Source organism: Bifidobacterium sp. (genome assembly GCF_022640935.1).
Taxonomy (GTDB): Bacteria; Actinomycetota; Actinomycetes; order Actinomycetales; family Bifidobacteriaceae; genus Bifidobacterium.
In genome coordinates this window covers 1-19,169 of the sequence record NZ_JALCCV010000002.1, presented here as the reverse complement: position 1 = coordinate 19,169, position 19,169 = coordinate 1, and the positions used below count along the sequence as shown (strand labels likewise).

Annotated in this window: 16 protein-coding genes, 1 tRNA gene and 1 pseudogene; 10 read left to right on the top strand and 8 right to left on the bottom strand. The window is 59.2% G+C overall.

The window, feature by feature from the left end:
* Window positions 1-152: 152 nt before the first annotated feature.
* The 8 genes from sufC to LKG04_RS00900 all read right to left on the bottom strand — a co-directional run bounded on the left by sufC (window position 153) and on the right by LKG04_RS00900 (window position 11,742).
* A complete protein-coding gene (gene sufC / locus LKG04_RS00935) occupies window positions 153-932 on the bottom strand; it encodes a Fe-S cluster assembly ATPase SufC (protein WP_291761903.1) in 780 nt (259 codons plus the stop codon).
* Between the two features lie 2 nt (window positions 933-934).
* Window positions 935-2,158: a Fe-S cluster assembly protein SufD gene (sufD, locus tag LKG04_RS00930; RefSeq protein WP_291761902.1), complete on the bottom strand. Its 1,224-nt coding sequence runs from the start codon at window positions 2,156-2,158 to the stop codon at window positions 935-937.
* A complete protein-coding gene (gene sufB, locus LKG04_RS00925) occupies window positions 2,158-3,618 on the bottom strand; it encodes a Fe-S cluster assembly protein SufB (RefSeq protein ID WP_291761942.1) in 1,461 nt (486 codons plus the stop codon). Before sufB ends, sufD begins: the two co-directional genes overlap by 1 nt.
* A 401-nt stretch (window positions 3,619-4,019) precedes the next feature.
* Window positions 4,020-5,681: a CTP synthase gene (locus tag LKG04_RS00920; RefSeq protein ID WP_291761900.1), complete on the bottom strand. Its 1,662-nt coding sequence runs from the start codon at window positions 5,679-5,681 to the stop codon at window positions 4,020-4,022.
* A 202-nt stretch (window positions 5,682-5,883) separates the two neighbouring features.
* Window positions 5,884-8,853: a leucine--tRNA ligase gene (leuS, locus tag LKG04_RS00915; RefSeq protein WP_291761898.1), complete on the bottom strand. Its 2,970-nt coding sequence runs from the start codon at window positions 8,851-8,853 to the stop codon at window positions 5,884-5,886.
* A 47-nt stretch (window positions 8,854-8,900) separates the two neighbouring features.
* Window positions 8,901-9,749, bottom strand: a complete 849-nt coding sequence (locus LKG04_RS00910; protein WP_291761895.1) for a transporter substrate-binding domain-containing protein — start codon at window positions 9,747-9,749, stop codon at window positions 8,901-8,903.
* A gap of 13 nt (window positions 9,750-9,762) precedes the next feature.
* Complete coding sequence (locus tag LKG04_RS00905; RefSeq protein ID WP_291761893.1) at window positions 9,763-10,716, bottom strand: magnesium transporter CorA family protein; 954 nt, start codon at window positions 10,714-10,716, stop codon at window positions 9,763-9,765.
* Window positions 10,717-10,896: 180 nt separating this feature from the next.
* Window positions 10,897-11,742: a histidine phosphatase family protein gene (locus tag LKG04_RS00900; protein WP_291761891.1), complete on the bottom strand. Its 846-nt coding sequence runs from the start codon at window positions 11,740-11,742 to the stop codon at window positions 10,897-10,899.
* A gap of 295 nt (window positions 11,743-12,037) precedes the next feature.
* Between LKG04_RS00900 and LKG04_RS00895 the strand changes: the two genes are divergently transcribed.
* The 10 genes and pseudogenes from LKG04_RS00895 to LKG04_RS00845 all read left to right on the top strand — a co-directional run bounded on the left by LKG04_RS00895 (window position 12,038) and on the right by LKG04_RS00845 (window position 19,009).
* Complete coding sequence (locus LKG04_RS00895) at window positions 12,038-13,078, top strand: CobW family GTP-binding protein (protein ID WP_291761889.1); 1,041 nt, start codon at window positions 12,038-12,040, stop codon at window positions 13,076-13,078.
* 267 nt (window positions 13,079-13,345) lie between these two features.
* Complete coding sequence (locus LKG04_RS00890; protein WP_291761887.1) at window positions 13,346-13,840, top strand: LURP-one-related/scramblase family protein; 495 nt, start codon at window positions 13,346-13,348, stop codon at window positions 13,838-13,840.
* A gap of 274 nt (window positions 13,841-14,114) precedes the next feature.
* Window positions 14,115-14,696 carry an aryl-sulfate sulfotransferase N-terminal domain-containing protein gene (locus tag LKG04_RS00885; protein ID WP_291761885.1) on the top strand — a complete coding sequence of 194 codons (582 nt, stop codon included), beginning with the start codon at window positions 14,115-14,117 and terminating at the stop codon, window positions 14,694-14,696.
* A gap of 51 nt (window positions 14,697-14,747) precedes the next feature.
* The gene (locus tag LKG04_RS00880) at window positions 14,748-15,374 is read left to right on the top strand and encodes an aryl-sulfate sulfotransferase (RefSeq protein WP_291761883.1); all 627 of its coding nucleotides are present in this window, start codon (window positions 14,748-14,750) and stop codon (window positions 15,372-15,374) included.
* Window positions 15,256-15,903, top strand: a pseudogene (locus LKG04_RS08750) (aryl-sulfate sulfotransferase). The gene LKG04_RS00880 and the pseudogene LKG04_RS08750 overlap by 119 nt, the downstream one beginning before the upstream one ends.
* 11 nt (window positions 15,904-15,914) lie before the next feature.
* Window positions 15,915-16,190, top strand: coding sequence for a GNAT family N-acetyltransferase (locus LKG04_RS00865; RefSeq protein ID WP_291761881.1), 276 nt, complete (start codon window positions 15,915-15,917; stop codon window positions 16,188-16,190).
* A gap of 420 nt (window positions 16,191-16,610) precedes the next feature.
* A tRNA-Ala gene (locus LKG04_RS00860) sits at window positions 16,611-16,683 on the top strand.
* Window positions 16,684-16,778: 95 nt separating this feature from the next.
* Window positions 16,779-18,023 carry a tyrosine-type recombinase/integrase gene (locus LKG04_RS00855; protein ID WP_291761880.1) on the top strand — a complete coding sequence of 415 codons (1,245 nt, stop codon included), beginning with the start codon at window positions 16,779-16,781 and terminating at the stop codon, window positions 18,021-18,023.
* Window positions 18,024-18,182: 159 nt separating this feature from the next.
* Window positions 18,183-18,548 (top strand): hypothetical protein, encoded by a 366-nt coding sequence (locus tag LKG04_RS00850; RefSeq protein ID WP_291761878.1) that lies wholly within the window; start codon window positions 18,183-18,185, stop codon window positions 18,546-18,548.
* Window positions 18,545-19,009 (top strand): hypothetical protein, encoded by a 465-nt coding sequence (locus tag LKG04_RS00845; RefSeq protein WP_291763155.1) that lies wholly within the window; start codon window positions 18,545-18,547, stop codon window positions 19,007-19,009. The genes LKG04_RS00850 and LKG04_RS00845 overlap by 4 nt, the downstream gene beginning before the upstream one ends.
* The last annotated feature ends 160 nt before the right edge of the window (window positions 19,010-19,169 follow it).

Sequence of the window (19,169 nt, the reverse complement as noted above, 5' to 3'; positions counted from 1 at the left end):
TACTTCCGCGCTCAAAAAACACAACTGCCGAAAAGATTTCTGTCACCAGCGGATTGTGCAGATCTGTGTTGTTCAGGCGTAGGCTTGTCCTAACGGCCCTGGGTATCCAGAACAACATAGATATCCGCCCAATCCCCGACAACACAGGAACCCTAGGCCAAAGCGGACTCGGAATCTGAGCCTTCCGGCAGATACTGATCGTACCCGGATTCCTCAAGCTCGTCGGCCAGCTCGGGCCCTCCGGTCTTGACGAAGCGGCCGTTGGCGAACACGTGCACGATATCGGGCTTGATATAGCGCAGGATGCGCGTGTAATGCGTCACCATGAGGATGCCCAGTCCCGTGTTGTCTTTGGCGCGATTGACGCCTTCGGACACGATGCGCAGGGCGTCGACGTCAAGGCCGGAGTCAGTTTCGTCCAGCACCGCGAACTTGGGCTTCAGGAGCTCGAGCTGGAGGACTTCGGCACGTTTCTTCTCGCCGCCGGAGAAGCCCTCGTTCACCGAACGCGAGGCGAACTTCGGGTCCATGCGCAGCCGTTTCATGGCCCCGTTCAGCTCTTTGCTCCAAGCGCGGATCGCCGGCGCCTTGCCGTCGATCTCCGTCTTTGCGGTGCGCAGGAAGTTGGTCATCGACACGCCCGGCACCTCGACCGGGTACTGCATGGCCAGGAACAGCCCGGCGTGCGCCCGTTCGTCGGCAGTCATTTTGAGCAGATCCTGCCCATCGAGTAGCGCCTGGCCCGAATCGACGATGTACTTGGGGTGGCCTGCCAGCGTGTAAGCCAGCGTCGACTTTCCCGAGCCGTTGGGACCCATGATCGCGTGGGTCTCGCCGGAGTTGACGGTCAGGCTTGCGCCTTTGAGAATCTGTTTGCGGCCTTCCTTGGTTTCCACGGAAGCGTAGAGATCCTTGATTTCGAGTGTTGCCATTGTTATTTCTCCTCCAGTACGTCCTGCATAGCGCCGCTCTCTCCTCGAGACAGCCGACGGTCGATCACGGTCATGAGATGTTCGGATATCGCGGGCACGCCGATTTCTTCGACGAGTTCGCCGAAGAAGCCGCGCACGACCAGCTTGCGGGCGTCGGATTCGGGAATGCCGCGCGATTGCAAATAGAACAGTTCCTCATCGTCGAAGCGGCCGACCGAGCTGGCATGGCCTGCACCGATGATGTTGCCGTTTTCGATCTCCAGATTCGGCTCGGAATCAGCGACGGCGCCGGGCGTCAGAACCAGGTTGCGGTTGAGCTCGTATGAGTCGGTGCCGGGTGCGGTCGGCAGGATCAGCGCGTTGCCGACCCACGTCGAATGCGCGGCCTTGCCGTCGAGCGCACCCTTGTAAACTACGCGCGACTTGCATTCGGGGTGGTTGTGGACCACCATCGTGCGGTGCTCGATGTGCTCGCCGGGGTCGACGAAGTAAATGCCGAGCATGTTGAGGTCGCCTTCCTCGCCGCCAAAGTCCTGATCCATGCGGATGCGCACGACGTCGCCGCCCAGTGTCACGACCGAATGACGCAAGGACGCGCCTTCACCGACGTGGATGCGATGGTTGCCGATATGCTTCGAGCCCTTCTCCCATTCCTGGATGAAGGTCGCGGAGATATGCGAGTCCTTGCCGGTGGTCAGCTCGATGCCTTCGGCGAGGCGCGCCTCGCCGCCGTGTTCGACCACGATGTCGCCGTGGGATTTGTCGTCCGCGACGATCACGAGATGGAAGGCATCCAGTGCGAAATCCCGGGCCTGAATCTTGACCAGCACCGGCTTATCGAGCTCGCCGGACAGGTGCACTATGACGGCTTTCGTGCCCGAATTCCATTCCACCACTGAAGCGCGGTCGCTGGGCTTGCTCACTGTTCCTGAAGGGCTTTCTCCCAAGGCCACGGTGCTTACGCTCACATGCGATTCGTCGAGCGCGGAGCCGTCGATATTCGATACAGCGACCGTGGTATGCCCGCTGGGCTTGAAGACGCTGAAGAACTCGTCCATGCGGTCGATCGGCGTGAAGCGCCAGTCTTCCTGCTTGCGCGTCGGCATGGGGAACAAGTCGAGGTCGAATGAGCGAGGCTCCTTGTCGGCGCTCGACGGCATGGTGGCCGGCATGGCATATGGATTGCCATGATCCGCAACTGGCATGGTTACTTCCTTGACTGGCATCAGCCCACCGATCCTTCCATCTGCAGTTCCACAAGTCTGTTCAACTCCAGCGCGTATTCCATTGGCAGCTCGCGGCTGATCGGCTCTACAAAGCCACGCACGATCATGCCCATGGCTTCCTTCTCCTCGAGCCCGCGGCTCATCAGGTAGAAGAGCTGGTCTTCGGAGACCTTGGAAACCGTGGCCTCATGGGCCATCGAGACATCGTCCTCGCGCACATCCACATGTGGGTAGGTGTCGGAGCGCGAGATCTCGTCGACCAGCAGCGCATCGCACACAACGGAGGAGCTCGAGCCCTTCGCGCCCTTGATGATCTTGACGAGTCCGCGGTAAGCGGCGCGTCCGCCGGAGCGGGAGATCGATTTGGAGACGATGGTCGAGCTGGTGTGGGGCGCCAGATGGATCATTTTGGCGCCGGTGTCCTGATACTGCCCTTCGCCCGCGAAGCCCAACGACATGGTCTCCGCCTTGGCATACGGCTCCGCGAGAATGCAGGAGGGATATTTCATCGTGGCCTTGGAACCGATGTTGCCGTCGATCCACTCCATCGTGCCGCCCTCGCGCACGTAGGCGCGCTGGGTGACGAGGTTATAGACGTTGGTCGACCAATTCTGCACGGTCGTGTAGCGCACGCGGGCGCCCTTCTCCACGACAATTTCGACATTGGCCGCATGCAGCGAGTCGGTCGCGTAGATCGGCGCAGTGCAGCCTTCGACGTAATGCACGTAGGCGCCTTCGTCGGCGATGATCAGCGTGCGCTCGAACTGGCCCATATTCGGCGTATTGATGCGGAAATAGGCTTGCAGCGGGATGTCGACATGGACGCCCTTGGGCACGTATACGAACGAGCCGCCGGACCAGGCTGCCGTGTTCAGCGCGGCGAACTTGTTGTCGTCGGCCGGGATGACGGTGGCAAAGTATTTCCTGACCAATTCGGGATAATCGCGCACCGCGGTATCGGTGTCGACGAAGATGACGCCCTGTTCCTTGAGGTCCTCGCGAATCGAGTTGTAGATGACTTCGGACTCATACTGCGCGGCGACGCCGGAGACCAGGCGCTTCTTTTCCGCCTCGGGGATGCCGAGCCTGTCATAAGTGTTGCGGATGTCGTCTGGCAGGTCTTCCCAGGTCTTGGCCTGTTTGTCGAGCGGCTTGACGTAATACTTGAAGTTCTCGGCATGGAATTCCGAAAGATCCACGCCCCAGTCAGGCATGGGCTTGTCGAGGAACGCCTGATAGCCTTTCAGGCGGTAGTCGAGCATCCATTCCGGCTCTCCCTTGTCGGCGGATATGGAACGGACCACGTCCTCGTCGATGCCTTTTTTCGCGGCTTCGCCGGCGGCATCCGAATCATGCCAGCCATAGCCGTATTCGCCGAACTGATCGAGGATCTGCTCGTCTTTCTTGATTTTCTCCTCGTTGACACGTTCTCGATCAGCCACATATTGGCTCATCTCCATGTCAGACGCGGCGTTGGGTGTTTGTTTGTCAACCACCGTACGCGGCCTCCATTCCTTGGGAAAGTACCAGTGGCAAACCTAACAGAATTCAGGCCAAATTACTAGAGGGTAATTCGTGTATCGCCCAGGGAATGACGTGAGATTGCGCACACTTGTCGGTCACGCTGAGATCATGACCGACAACGCTGATTCACTTCGGCAATGCGTCTTGTCGGTATCCGGAATGTAGCGCCAATGAGGGGGTATTGGCACGAAACAGACGCTCAGGCATGCACAGTTCGCTGCAAAACCGCATACCGTAAGTGTGGCGGCACATGCGCAAAACCCCGCCGAAACGGTGTTCGGCGGGGTTTCCTGGCAACGTGCGTCAGACGCCGACTAGGCTCGCGCGCCTTCGCGTCTCAGCGTGCAGCCTGATGGTCTAGCGCGGCCTTGACCAGTCCGGCGAAGAGGGGATGCGGCTTGGTGGGGCGTGATTTGAACTCGGGATGCGCCTGAGTGCCGACGTAGAAGGGATGCACGTCCTGCGGCAGCTCGATGAATTCGGCGAGTTCGCCGTCCGGGCTCTGGCCGCTGATGCGCAGGCCGGCCTTGCGCAGACGGTCCTTGTACGCCACGTTCACTTCGTAGCGGTGGCGGTGACGTTCGGTCACATGCGTGGTGCCGTATAGCTGCGCGACCAGCGAATCTTTCTCAAGTTCAGCCGGGTAGGAGCCCAAGCGCATGGTGTGGCCCATATCGCCGTTGCCGGCAACAATGTCCTTCTGCTCCTCCATGGTGGCGATCACCGGATTCTCGCATTCGCCTTCGAACTCCGAGGAATTCGCATCCTCAAGCCCCAGGACGTGCCGCGAGTATTCGATGACCATCGTTTGCAGGCCGAGGCACAGGCCGAGTGCGGGCAGCTTGTTCTCGCGCGCGAATTTGAGCGCGCCGATCTTGCCTTCGATGCCGCGGATGCCGAAGCCGCCGGGGACCACGATGCCATCGACTCCGGCGAGCTCCTTGCGCGCGTCTTCGACCGTCTCGCACAGATCGGCGACGACCCACTTGACGTTGGCCTTCGCATAGTTGGCGAAACCGCCGGCCTTGATGGCCTCGGTGACGGAAAGATAGGCATCGGGCAGATCGATGTATTTGCCGACGATGGCGATCGTCACCTCGTGCTTGGGGTGGTGCACGCGGTCAAGCAGATTCTTCCATTCCGCCCAGTCGACGTCATGGAACGGCAGCCCCAGTTCGCGCACCACATAGGCATCGAGCCCCTCGTTGAAGAGGATCTTGGGCACGTCATAGATGCTCGGCGCATCCACGCAGTTGACCACGCCCTGCGGATCGACGTCGCACATGAGCGAGATCTTGTCCTTGATCGCCTGGTTGAGCGGACGATCCGAACGCAGCACGAGCGCGTCGGGGACGATGCCCAGCTGGCGCAGCGCCATGACGGAATGCTGGGTCGGCTTGGTTTTCAGCTCATGCGCGGCGGCGATGTACGGCACCAGCGAGACGTGGACGAACATGCAGTTCTCGCTGCCCAGATCGCGACGCACCTCACGTGCCGCCTCCATGAAGGGCTGTGATTCGATGTCGCCGACCGTGCCGCCGATTTCGGTGATGATCACGTCGACATCGTCGGAAGCCTGCGCGCGCATTCGGCTCTTGATCTCGTTGGTGATATGCGGGATGACCTGCACGCACTGGCCGAGGTACTCCCCCGCGCGCTCCTTGTTGATCACCGACTGATAGATCTGCCCGGTGGTCACATTGGCCTTCTGCGACAGGAAAACGTCGAGGAAGCGCTCATAGTGGCCGATGTCGAGATCGGTTTCCGCGCCATCCTCCGTGACATAGACCTCGCCATGCTGGAAGGGGTTCATTGTGCCCGGGTCGACATTGATGTAGGGATCGAGCTTCTGCTGCAGAACGCGAATGCCGCGACTGCGCAGCAGCCTGCCCAACGACGAGGCGGTCAGGCCTTTGCCAAGTGAGGAAACAACGCCTCCGGTGACGAAAATATGCTTGGTGACGTGCTCTTGCGAATTGCCATGTTGTCTGCTAACCATGGAACTTCAATCTATCATCCGCGCATGACTCGGCGTGTTTCACCGTTTCGTCAAGCATGCAGGCAAAAAGGGAACCGGCACACCCCAACGCAACAGGTGCCAAAGCATGCGCAGCAGGCATCTATGAGAGCGCAGGACGGATCAGCGGCATCCCTGTCTCTGATCCGTTGGCTATCGTGATCGCCGCATTGGCTCGAGGCCCTTAATCGGCGGGCACGATCGAGACGATCTTGGGGGCCTTGACGATCACCTTGCGTGGCTTCTTGCCGCCCAGCCGCGATTCGACCGCAGCCAAGGCCTTGGATTCGAGCTCCGCCGGGTCGATATCCGGACTGACCGCGAGCTTGGCACGCACCTTACCTTTGATCTGCACGACTGCGGTGACCGTGTCCTGCCCAACGTAGCGCTCGTCGGCCTTGGGCCACGGCTCGTGCGCCAACGACTCGGTGTGGCCCAGCCGGCTCCACAGCTCCTCGCAGATATGCGGCGCGATGGGCGAGAGCATGAGAACCAGCGGCTCTACGACGGCGCGCGGCACGGCCGCCAACGACGTGAGTTGGTTGTTGAGCACGATGAGCTTGGCGATGGCGGTGTTCGGGCGCATCGCCTCCATCTCCTGGCTCACATCAGCGATCGTGTTGTTGAGCAGCTTGAGCGTGGCCACATCGGGCCGCCCGTCCACAACCGTCAGCTCGCCGGTGGTCTCGTCCACGACGTTGCGCCACAGGCGCTGCAGAAAGCGCATGCTGCCGATGACGTTGCGCACGTTCCAAGGCCGCGATTCATCGAGCGGACCCATGCTCATCTCGTACAGCCGGAATGTATCTGCGCCGTAGTTCTCGCACATGTAGTCCGGCGTCGTGATGTTTTTGAGGCTCTTGCCCATCTTGCCGAATTCGCGGTTGACGTGCTGCCCATGCCAAGTGAAACCCGGCTCGCCGTGCTCGTCAAAGCCCGCTTCTTCGACCTCGTCCGCCGGCACGTATTGCCCACGGTCATCGGTGTAGGCATAAGCTTGGATCATGCCCTGGTTGAAGAGCTTGTGGAACGGCTCGGGCGAAGTCACATAGCCCAAGTCATAGAGCACTTTGTGCCAGAAGCGCGAGTAGAGCAGGTGCAACACCGCATGCTCAACGCCGCCGACATAGAGGTCCACGCCACCGATATGACCGGAATACGTGTTGTGGTCCGGCCCTATCCAGTAGCCGTATTCGTCGCTGTCAACCATGTGTTCGGCATCGTTCGGATCGAGATAACGCATGTAATACCAGCAGGAACCCGCCCAGTTCGGCATGGTATTCGTGTCACGGTAATAGGTCTTCGTCCCATCGCCCAAGTCGAGAGCGACCTTGACCCAATCCTCGTTGCGGCTCAGCGGCGCCTCGGGATTGGACTGCGCATCCTCCGGATCGAAGGTCTTCGGACTGTAATCCGGCACCTCGGGCAGATTAATCGGCAATTGGTCGTCCGGCACCAGATGCGCCGCGCCGTCCTCGTCGTAGACGATGGGGAAAGGCTCGCCCCAGTAGCGCTGGCGCGAGAAGAGCCAGTCGCGCAGGCGATAGCTTGTCTCGGCCTCGCCCACCCCGGCCTTTTCCAACCAATCATTGACTTTGGCGATGGCGTCGTCGACGCGCAGACCGTCAAGGCTCAATGCATCGCCTTGCGCATGCGTTGCGTCGACAGCCGAATTGATGACGATGCCGTCATGGGAGACGAAAGGCGCCTTGCCTTCGTAATTCGCCAGCTCGTCGCCGGAATCGTCCAGCGGGCGCACGGTGTAGATGACCGGCAGACCGAAGGCAGTGGCGAAGTCGTAATCGCGCTGGTCGCCGCCCGGCACGGCCATGATCGCCCCGGTGCCGTAGTCCATCAGCACATAATCGGCGGTGAACAGCGGCAGCTTGGCCCCGGTGATCGGATTGATGGCGTACAGGCCGGTGAACAGCCCGGTTTTCTCGCCGGCCTCGTCCACGCGGTCTTTGGCAGTCCTGCCCTGCGCCGCAGTCCGATAGGCGTCCACGGCCTCGACAGGCGATGCGTAGCCGCCCTTCCACGATTCGGGGATGCCCGCCGGCCAAGCGTTCGGCACATGGTGCAGCAGATCATGTTCGGGCGAAACCACGGCGAAGGTGGTGCCGAACAGCGTGTCAGGACGGGTCGTGTAGATCTCCATGTCTTGTGGGCCGTCTGGAGCGTCGACCTCGAAATGCACGGAAGCGCCGTGCGATTCGCCGATCCAGTTTCGCTGCATGAGCTTGACTTTCTCCGGCCAGTCGATAACGTCGAGGTCCTCGATAAGCCGGTGGCCGTACGCCGTGATGCGCATCGACCACTGCCGCAGCTCGCGCTGGAAAACGGGGAAATTGCCGCGCTCGGAACGCCCTTCGGCGGTGACTTCCTCGTTGGCCAGCACCGTGCCGAGTCCCGGGCACCAGTTGACCGGCGACTTGGAGATGTAAGCAAGCCGGAAATTGTTGAGTGCATCGGCCTGATCGGCCTTGCTCAACGAATCCCATGAGGCGCCCGGATGCCCCGGAATCGACCGCCTGCCTGATGCGAATTGCTCGATGAGCGTCGAAATCGGTCGCGCCGACCCTTTGCCTCCGTCGGGGCGCACGAACTCCGGGTCGTACCACGCGTCGAAGATGCGCGAGAAGATCCATTGCGTCCAGCGCATATAGCCCGGATCAATGGTCGCGAAAGTGCGGCGGTTGTCGAAGCTCAGGCCCATGCGGTGCAGCTGCCTGCGCATGTTGGCGATATTCGCCTCGGTGGTGACGCGCGGGTGCTGGCCGGTCTGCACTGCGTACTGCTCGGCGGGAAGTCCGAAGGCGTCATACCCCATTGCGTGCAGGACGTTCTCGCCTTTCATGCGGTGGTAGCGGCTGACCACATCCGTGGCGAGATATCCCAGCGGATGGCCGACATGGATGCCTTTGCCGGAAGGGTAGGGGAACATATCCATCGCGAAATACGGCTGCCGACCCTCGGCGTGCCGCCCTCGGCTGTCAGTGAGGTCGCCGGAGACATTGGCGGCCCAGAACGTGCCACGTTCGTCCCAGACTTTCTGCCATTTGTCCTCGATACCCTGGGCGAGCCGCGCATTGTAGCGATACGCCGGCTCGCCGGATTCCTCGGATGCTGCTTCGTTCTTCGTAGTGAGACTCATAGACAAGGATTATCGTGACGCAACTGGACACGGGGCCGGCAGCCATTTCACCGCCTGTTGCCAGGCAGCACACCTTTCGCATATCCTGTGCCGCCGCGCAGGGCGTCAAGCGCTTTGACGAGGCTGCCGTCCCTGCGCATCATGGCGAGAGCGTCGTTGATTTTCCCGATGAGCTCGTTCTCGCCGGAACTGACCTGCACAGCGTGCGCCGCCTGGCCCAAAGGATCGCCTACCAGCGCGAGATAGTCCTTGCCCATAGCGGATGCCAGGCCGGAAAGCACGGCGTCGTCGGCGCTCACCGCATCCGCTTCGCCGATCAGCAATGCGGTCACGCACTGCGGGTAGCTGTTGCGCTCGTGAACGATGACTCCGGGGATCTTCGTTTTGAGATTCTGTGTGGCGCCGCTGCCCTGCGCCGAGCAAACGACTTTACCGTTCAGATCGGCGAATCCGGTGATGCTCGTGCGGTCATCCTGGCGGATGAGCAGATCCTGCCGGGTGAGCAGATATGGTTTGGACGATTGCACGCCCTTGCGTTTGGCGCTGTCCATGGGCAGGCTCGTGACAAGCATCTGCGCCTTGCCGCTGCGCAGCGTTGAATCAGCGTTCGACGGCCAGATCTGCGTGAAGTTCACCTGCTTGCGCGCATAGCCCAGCACTTGGGCCACATAACGCGCCACGGTGATGTCGAACCCGGAATCCTGACCGTCATGCCGCAGGCCGACGCCCGGCTCGTCGAATGCCACCCCAATGGTGATGGTCGGCCCGTCGGGGGCGCCGGCCATGGCCGCGTTCTGCCCGCAGGCGGCCATCGACAAGCCCAAGGCCATCGACAAAACCAGCGCCAGCGCAGCGCGCAGCGACTGTGTGAGCCGCTGCAAATCGTTGTGCGCCATATCCGTCGCCGCCTTATTTTTGGAAAAGACGCGAGCGTGTCAGGAACCAGGTAACGACGGCCGCAAGCGCCAGGGAGATGCTCACGACGATCAGGAAGCCCCATCTGTTGTTCGACAAGGGCATGCCGGACATGCCGCTCTGGAAGTTCATGCCGTACATCGAGAAGATGAGCGTAGGAATCGACAGCGTGATCGAGATGATCGTGAAGATTCGCATGACGTTGTTCAGGTTGTTCGAGACGATGGATGCGAAGGCATCCGTCATGTTCGCAAGAACGCTGCTGTAGATGTTGGCCATTTCAATGGCCTGTTTGTTTTCGGTGATGACATCATCGAGCAGATCTTCGTCTTCGGGGTACTGCTTGAAGCGGGCGAGCGAATTGAGCTTCTCCATTACGATCTCGTTGGATTTCAGGCTTGTGGTGAAATAGACCAAGGTCTTGCTCAGTTCAAGCAGTGAGAGGATCTCGCGATTCTGCATGGAGTGGCGCAGCCGCAGTTCGAGGCGGTCGCTTTCGCGGTCGATGATGCGCAGATAGCGCAGGTACATCGTCGCATTGCGGTAGAGGATCTGCAGGATGAACCGCGATTTCATATAGGTGTTGAAGCCGCGGATGCGCCCCTCCATGAAGGGATGGAGCACAGGCGTGTCCTGCATGCAGACCGTGAGGATCAGGTTCTGCGTGATGATGATCGACAATGGGATCGTTTCGTACCAGTCCCGCCCGCCGCGTTCCTCGACCGTGGGGATGTCGACGATGATCATCGTGTAATCGTCTTCGACGTCGATGCGCGAGCGCTCCTCGTCATCGAGCGGCGCACGCAGATCGGCCAAGTCTATGCCCGTCTGCTGCGCGACCGTCGCCAGTTCGACGTCGGTCGGCTGGGAAAGACACAGCCAGGCGCCGTTCTCGATCTTCTCGATGCGTTCTACATACCCGTTGATGGTGTTGAACATCCTCAACATGTCTTTCACCCGCCTTCCGTTGGATCATGCCGCATCCTGCCGCGGCAACGTTGCATATGTGCAGCCGGCATCCGCCGGCGCTGCACCCGTACCATGTTCGGCTGCGCACGGCACCCCGCACGAACCGTATCAAGGATAGACCCTCGCCCGGAACATGGCCGTCGTCGGGCCAGCGGCGGTTCACAGCACCTGCCACAGTTTCATATGCGGGCCGCGCAGCTCGGCCGGGCCGTTCTCCCAATCCATGCGCGAGGCGATGGCCGGTCCGTGGTTGAACTCTTCGAGCTTCCACGAAACCGGGGCCGCCTGCCCGCCGCGGTGACCGGGGATGCTGTATTGCGGCATCATGCGCGACCAGAAGGCGTTGCGCACGGAATCGAGGCTTCGGGATGTCTCCGGGTCTTCGCCGAGCAGAGTGTGGATGGTCGCGATGATCCATGATCCATGGCCGACTATCACCAGCGTGCCCGGCGTCTGCCGACCGCCCTCGCGGGAGATGAGGCCGTTGACCGCGTCTGCGCCGCGCCTGCCAAGCGTTTCCAACGATTCGACGCCATAACGCTGTCCGCCGGAATAATTCGTTTTCCATTCCTCATAAGCCTTGGCGTCCATCTGCATGATCTCCGCGCGGGTCAGTCCCTCCCAGCGTCCGAAGCTACGTTCGCGCAGCCGTGTATCGCACGTCACCGGCAGCCCGAGGATGTCGGCGAAAGCATGGGCGGTCTGCTGGGCGCGGAACAGGTCGGAAGCCACCACGCGCATGGTGCGCCCGGCCGCCGGAGCCTCGCGGTATTCCTCGATCTCGCTGTGTTTGACTGCCTCCGGCCCCGGCTGCGCCAAACGCTCCGGGTTGCGGGCCAGCTGGGAGACTTTGGCCCAGTAGTAGGCGCTGGCCAATTCCAACGCGCTCTGATCGACCTGCCACTGCCCGATGATATCGAGCGGGACGTCGATCTGCCCCTGCATCCGCCTCGCCAGATTGTACGATGTGCGCCCATGGCGCAAAAACACCACTTCATCGATCATTGTCTATTCCCGCCATTCCTGTCTCCCTGTCTTCCCCGTCGGCGATCTGTCGGAAATTCGTCGGCGATCGTCCGTCTTGCGCCGCCCAAACGCATGTTCATGCGAACCAGTGGCGTTTCCGTTTCCGTTTCCGTTTCCGGCCATTATCGTATCGAAAGCACCGGCCAGCATCGCCTGGCACTGGCGATGGGGCAATGCTCGACACGGCCTTGTATGGCATTTCCGGACCGTTGAAGCGCCCGGTTTTCCGCTTGTCTATCGAGAATGATTATCATGTAAGAAGAAAGGGTGCTCATTGGCTCGTTACACTGCATGGAACGTTCCCGTCATCACGCTAACCGGCTATCTCGGCGCGGGAAAGACGACGCTGCTCAATCATCTGCTGCGCCGGGAAGGAGCGCGCATCGGCGTCGTCATCAACGATTTCGGCGCCATCAATGTCGATGCGGCCCTGGTCTCCGGACAGGTCGACAAGACGGCGTCGATCTTTGGCGGCTGCCTGTGCTGCATGCCCGACGGCGGTGGCCTGGACGACGCGCTGACCACGCTCGCGCGGCCCAAGCTCCGGCTCGACGCGATCATCATCGAAGCCAGCGGCCTCGCCGACCCGATCGCGCTGTCGCGGATCATCCATTTCAGCAAGGCACCGCATATCCGCCCCGGCGGCATCGTCGAGGTGATCGACGCTCTCGAGCATTTCCATACCGTCGACATGCAACGCGATCCGCCGGCTCGCTACGCGGCCACGAATCTCATCGTCATTGCTAAAACCGATATGCTCGACGCGCCGTCGCGCACGGAAATCATCGAGCGCATCGAGGCGCGCGTGCGCATGCGCAACCCCGATGCGCAATTCGCGCTCGCCGATCACGGCATAATCGACCCCGGTCTCATCTTCGATGTGGCCTCGAACGAGGACCCGCAGGACGAGCTGCCCATCGCGCAGCTGCTGCGCGGCAGCCAACCGCACGCGCATCATCACGCACATTCCGCTTCAGTCGAGCTGCCCGGGCCCGTCTCACCTTCGGCCTTGGTTGAGCTGCTGGAGAACCCGCCGACCGACGCCTATCGAATGAAGGGACGCATCACCGTGCGCGAGCCGCGCAGGGCCAAAACGCATGAACTCGCAGGGTATATCGTCAACCTCGTCGGGCGCTCTATCCATATCGCGCCCATGGCGAGCCCGGCGATTCCGGGCGAATTCGTCGCCATCGGCATGCGGCTGGACTCCGCGCAGGCCCAGCGCCGGCTTGATGCGTTGCCAGAAGACCCAGGCGACGGTCTTGATGCGATGGGTTTGCGGCATCTGCATCGTTATCTGCGGCTCAGCCGGTAGCCGGCCGATGACAACACAATGCAGGCGCGGGCGTCTGTACCTTCGTCACGCAAAACCGCTCATTGGTGTGGCGAACCAACGAGCAGGTCTCGTTCTTCGGCATGTTCATGGGAAACGCCTCATTCGCGTAACGAAATGACGAGGAAGGGCGCGAGGAAAGGAACGTCGAACCGAATGTATCAAAGTGCCTCGCGTCAATGTTCCCACGGCCATTCTTCTGCTAGGCTTGGCATACCAATAGCACAATGGCAGGGGCCAGGGGCACATATGGGGCAGTTATATATCAAGCAGCAGGTGTTCTCACTGGCCGAACACTTCACCGTCACCGACGCCGTCGGCAATGTGCGCTATCAGGTCGACGGCAGTTTCCTGCGCATTCCCAAGTCGTTCTCCATCACCGACCCATACGGCAATGAAGTAGCCAGCCTGGAGAAGACCATGCTCAGCCTGCTCCCCCATTTCAGCGTCTTCGTGGGCGGCGCGCAAGTCGCCACCATCGACAAGGAGTTCTCGTTCTTTCGGCCGCGGTACCGGATCGACGCGGTTGGGCTGGATGTTGAAGGCGACTGGTGGGACATGAATTTCAGCGTGGCCCGCGGCGGCGTGCAAGTCGCGCAAATCAGCAAACGCTGGCTCTCCTGGGGCGATTCCTACGAAATCAACGTATTCGGCGACGGGCCGGAAACGCTGATCGTCGCGCTGGTGATCGCGATCGACAAGGTGAAGCGCGATGCGGGCCGCCGCGATATCACAATGGGCTAGAGCGATCAAAGAAATTCGATGCCGAAATCCGTCGTTTGCACGTCGAAAGATGACCCCCATCCGGTGCCCGTCGACTCAGCGACTGCCATGCGTCCGCTCCGAAGCATCAGGCATTACCTCACTGTTGTCATGATACTCAATGACTGGTATGAGGCAACCTTGCGGCTGCGTTCAGCTCGCCACAAGCGAAATCCTCATATTGGAAGGTAAGAATGGCTGAGAACGCTTCTTGAAATACGTCGCTGCCTGATCGACTAGGCAGGAAAGGACAGTCATGGCCTCGTCTCAATCGGCTCAGAACAATGCTCCGAACAACGCTGGGCAACGCATTCAGCATTTCAGACGATTTCTGCTGCATACCCGTGCGGGCAAGACGCTGATATTCGGCGTGGCGGTCCTCGTGCTCGCTGCTCTGGTGCCGATCGTCTGGGGTCCGGTGAACTCGGCTCTGGCCGAGAACAGAATTGAGAAGATCAACGACAAGGTGGCCGAGATCTACACTGCCGACTATCAGAAACAGGCCGACGACGCGCTGGCCAAGGATCGCGGCAAGTCCGAGCATACCGAAGACAGCATCTACACCAAGGAGAATCCGTACGGAACGAGCACCACCGGCCTGTACGTCTACTTCACCACCGACAGGCCCGCCAAAATCAGCTACCGAGTAAGCGCTCGGCATACCGATTACCCGGATTTCGCAGCTACGCCGAACGGCGGCGACACCTACCAGACCACCCATGAATTCCAAGCGATCGGGCTGATCCCCGGCGAACAGAACAACGTCATCATCACCGTGACCTACCAGAACGGCGAAAGCTACACCAGAACGATTACCAAGCGCAGCGCCAAGGCCTGAGGGAACGAGGAGATCCGGCTCACCGCCACCAAGCGCAACACCGGGCAGGACTTGGGCAATGGTCTCTACGCGATTCTCGGCAACGATAGCGACGAACAGGACTACCTTTTCTACTACGACACGCACGGAGTGCTGCGCGGCGAGATCCCGATCCTCTTCTACCGCGCCCACCGGCTGCTGTTCAAGAATGACCTGATGTATTTCAGTGTCTCCACCAAATGCATCGTCGGCATGAACAGCCTGGGCAGGATCGAGAAATTCCTTTCCACCGGCGACAATTACATACTGCACCATGACTATGCCTTGGACGCCAATGGCGATCTTGTCGTGCTTGCCACCGACGAGAGACAGAAGACCGTGCAGGACAAGATCATCAAAATCGACACCGATTCGGGCAAGGTGAGCGAGCTGGTCGACATGGGCAAGCTGTACCAGTCGTATATGGACTCCACGGCCTTCGCCTCGATGGGCGGCGCGAGCACGTCGTCGTCCGGCTCGAGCGATTCGGGAGCCTCAGGAGATTCGGCAAACTCGGATGCCAGCCAGGAGGCCAGCGCAGATACCGGGGGCCGGCAAGAAGGACTGGCTGCATCTCAACACGATCCAGCTGCTGCCCGACGGCAGCGCCATCGTCAGCTCGCGCGAAACCTCGACCGCGATCAAGCTCGACTCGCTTGAAACCGACCCGAGCATCGACTACATGATCGGCCAGCAGAGTTTCTGGAAGAACACCGCGTTCGCTCAGTATCTGCTCGCCCAAGACGGCGACGCCCCGGCGACTGGCGGCCAGCACACAATCACGTACGAGCGGGATCCGAGTCTGCCGGACGGACAGTACTACCTCTATATGTTCGACAACAATTACGGCATGAGCAACACGCGGCCGGACTACGACTGGGGTGCGAACAACGCCGACATCTAAACCAGTTTCGCGAAAGGCACGCACTCGAACTACTACAAATACCTGGTCGACGAAAACGCCGGCACGTACAAGCTCGTGCAATCCTTCAAGGTGCCGTTCTCGCCGATCGTCAGCAGCGCCCAGGAGCTGGACGACGGGACGATTTTGATCGATTCCGGCGTTCCCGGAATCTTCGGCGTCTACGACGCGCAGGGCGATCTGATCAGCCAATGGAAGATGTCAGTGATGAAGAACATCATCTACCGCGTCTACCAGTACGATTTCAAAGGCTTCTACTTCGCGTAGGCGAGTGCAGGGTGCGCCGAACCCTTGCCGGGCAATATGGTCAAATCATCGCCGAGGCCAGCGGCACGATTATTGAAAACGGCGAGCCGATTGCCGCGGACATCGTAACGGAAACATCTATCGGCCCGTTGTTCGCGTATGTCGTCACCATGCCGAGCCGCCAACGGCAAGGCTGCGCAACCCGCCTCATCGCATGGTTCCGCACCACGCTCGCGAGGCAAGGATGGAATCATATCGACCCGATGATGACCGTCGGCAATCCGGCGGATCACTGTACCGGCAGCTAGGATTTTGCGAATACACTTTCGCCGAAACACTCGTGAAACGGTAGCGGCCGGGCGCACAATGCGGCCGCGGCAGTGCGCTGCCTCTACTCGTTCGGCGCACAATGAAATTTACGACAAAGGGCGCAGTTCCAGCTATGGGAAAAACATGCCGCCAGACCTGAGCGACGCGAGATAAAAAAGATCGGTTGGCTCGCCACCCCTCGCGGCGAAAAAGTGCTCGATTCTCCATAACAAGCGAGCTTGGCAAACATCATTATGCCAAGCGCCACGAGCACCCAGCTGCAGAGGCATATCACACTCCTCAGGCATATTCGCCATATTGCAAGGGATCAGACGCCCACTCGACACGCCGCGTTTGCCGGAACGAGGGACGTGTTATAACCTATCAAAGGTTCAAAACGAACCATATAGGTGAAGTTCGGGGCTATGGCGCAGCTGGTAGCGCATCTCCATGGCATGGAGAGGGTCGGGGGTTCGAATCCCCCTAGCTCCACTTTCTACCCCGAACCGTTGGCATTTCAACGGTTCGGGGTTTTTCTTTGTCTTTGAATCGGTGGAGAAATCGGTGGAGAATGATAGGGTGTTGCCATGTATGGCGACGGCACAATCTTTTACAGCGACACACGGCACACGTATATAGCGCGATATCCCGCAGGACGCTTCGGCAGAATCATCGAGGGGCAGGGACTCACCGAAGACAAGGCAAAACGAAATCGAGACAAGGCACTGAAGCGGTATCTCGAAAATCCAGAAGGCAAGAGCCACAACACCGTGAAGACCATGCTGGGTAAATACTACGAATGGCTGGAGGGTGGAGACCGGCGGCAGAACACCCTCACACGCAAGAAAGACCGTCTCAACCGCTATCTCGAACCATATATGACCACACGCATCAGCGAACTGGACGCCACGGCATGCGAGGCAATCAAACGAGCCACCAGAAAGGCAAGCAAGGGCGATCACGGTCGGCTACCCAATCAGGTGTATAGCGAACTGCATCAGTTCCTCGATTTTTGCCTCAAAAAGCGATACATCAAATATAACCCGCTCGATATGGTGGAGAAACCTAAATACATCAGCAAGGCACGGGATGCGAACGAACAACATATCACCAAGCGCATCGCTATGGGTATATGGCTACTCGACTACGCAGGAAAACACATATCCACGCTCAGCACGGAATACGGGATGGTACTCGCTGCATCACTGGGACTGAGAGCGGGAGAAATACGCGGTCTTGAATGGAAAGCGTTCGAGCACCTTCTTGACAGGGATTTCGAGAACACCACACTCACCGTGAGCAAGATGTATGACAGGGACGCAGCCACCGGTAAATGGCATCTGGTGGAATGGACGAAAAGCAACTCAAAGCGGTGGCGCGAAATCAGTGTACCGGCTGAATGGGCAGAAAACTTCTTCAACCTCTACATATGGCAGCAAGACCATGTTTTCAACAGGTTCCATCTGCCATACGACTATGACGGCATATGCTTCATGACTGACCACGGCACACCATTCAGAGAGCAGACACAACTGGAACGTTGGAAGACCCTTAAAACCAAATATTCCAAGACGCACGAAAAGACCGCCACAATAGATTCAGGAATGCGACTGCATGACATGCGCCACGTCGTGGCAAGCCTACTGGTAATGAACGGTGCAACCATCGAGGAAATACGCCCGATACTCGGACACACCGACGCAAGAACAACCGAATATTATGCGCACCTTGCCAGCGGATTCGAGAAGAAAACTATGGCGAAACTCCCCGCACTATTCGAGCACGGCGAAAACATGAAAGGCTTCCTCAACGCGGAATGGGAAAAAGAATAATCTTCTTTTAAGTGGAACAGTGAAGTTCCACGGCAACACTCACGGTTCCCGCACCCGTGTACATGCGAAATCATGCCAAAAATCATCCCAAAATCGCCTTTTGTTAGATAGGTGATATGGATGAGGTTCCTCACCCATATCACATAAGGAGAAAGAAGGATGACAGATAACATCGATATCAGGCTGGAAATCTCGCGCGAGGCAAGACAGCACTTGAGGGTCATGAGCGCAGAGACAGGTGCCACCATGAGCGGCATTTTTGAAGACCTCATAGAGGAAGAGTGGAGAAATACCGGACACACCGCAGAATATTCTGCACGCTATGCAGGCACCCACGCATACACAACCCATGCCGAGGAACGCAAAAATCTCATCGTAGAGATGCATCACGGCGGGATGAGCGTAGAGCAAATCACTGAATCACTACCGCGCCATCTGAAAGCCGCGCATGAGGTGGTGGAAAGCATCATCAATGATGATAATGCCGACCTCGTAGAGCAGATGCGCACGGGGGCAGAATCATGAGAGTAAAAATCACCATCTTGATATCAACCCTCGTCATAGTGCTCGCCACGCTCGGTGCATACACGGTACACACCCTCACCGCAGCAGCAGCCACAGGCACTACACGCGCATACGCGGTGCTCATACATGACATGACCGCAGAGCAGGAGATGACCGCCGCATACTCGTGGGAGCCAAAAACTACAGGTGGTTGGCAGATCTACGATCGCAGCATGGTGTGGACAAGCACCCCCGCCAAGACAGGCAATGAACTTTCACTGAGTGTGTCAGCCGTGCTTGCAGGAGGAGCCATCAGCTTACACGCGGTCAAAGTCTCGGGACTCTCGCACTCGGTCATCAGCACGGGAAATGTTTCGGGGACTTACAACGGTGGTGTTATCACCATCACTCTCAACAACTCTTCCACACTCACCATCACACCGAGTGCCAACACGGTGCACCTCACCGTGAAGGAGGCATGACATGATGCACGAAAAAATCACTCAGGCCAAACTCAATGATATGGACTGGGTTTTGTTCCTGATTTCCCCTCGATAAGGAATGATGGAATTATGAGTACGAGATATACCAAGGAGTTCAAAGAACGGGCGGTCAGGCTGTTGGCTGACAGCCGGGAGAATT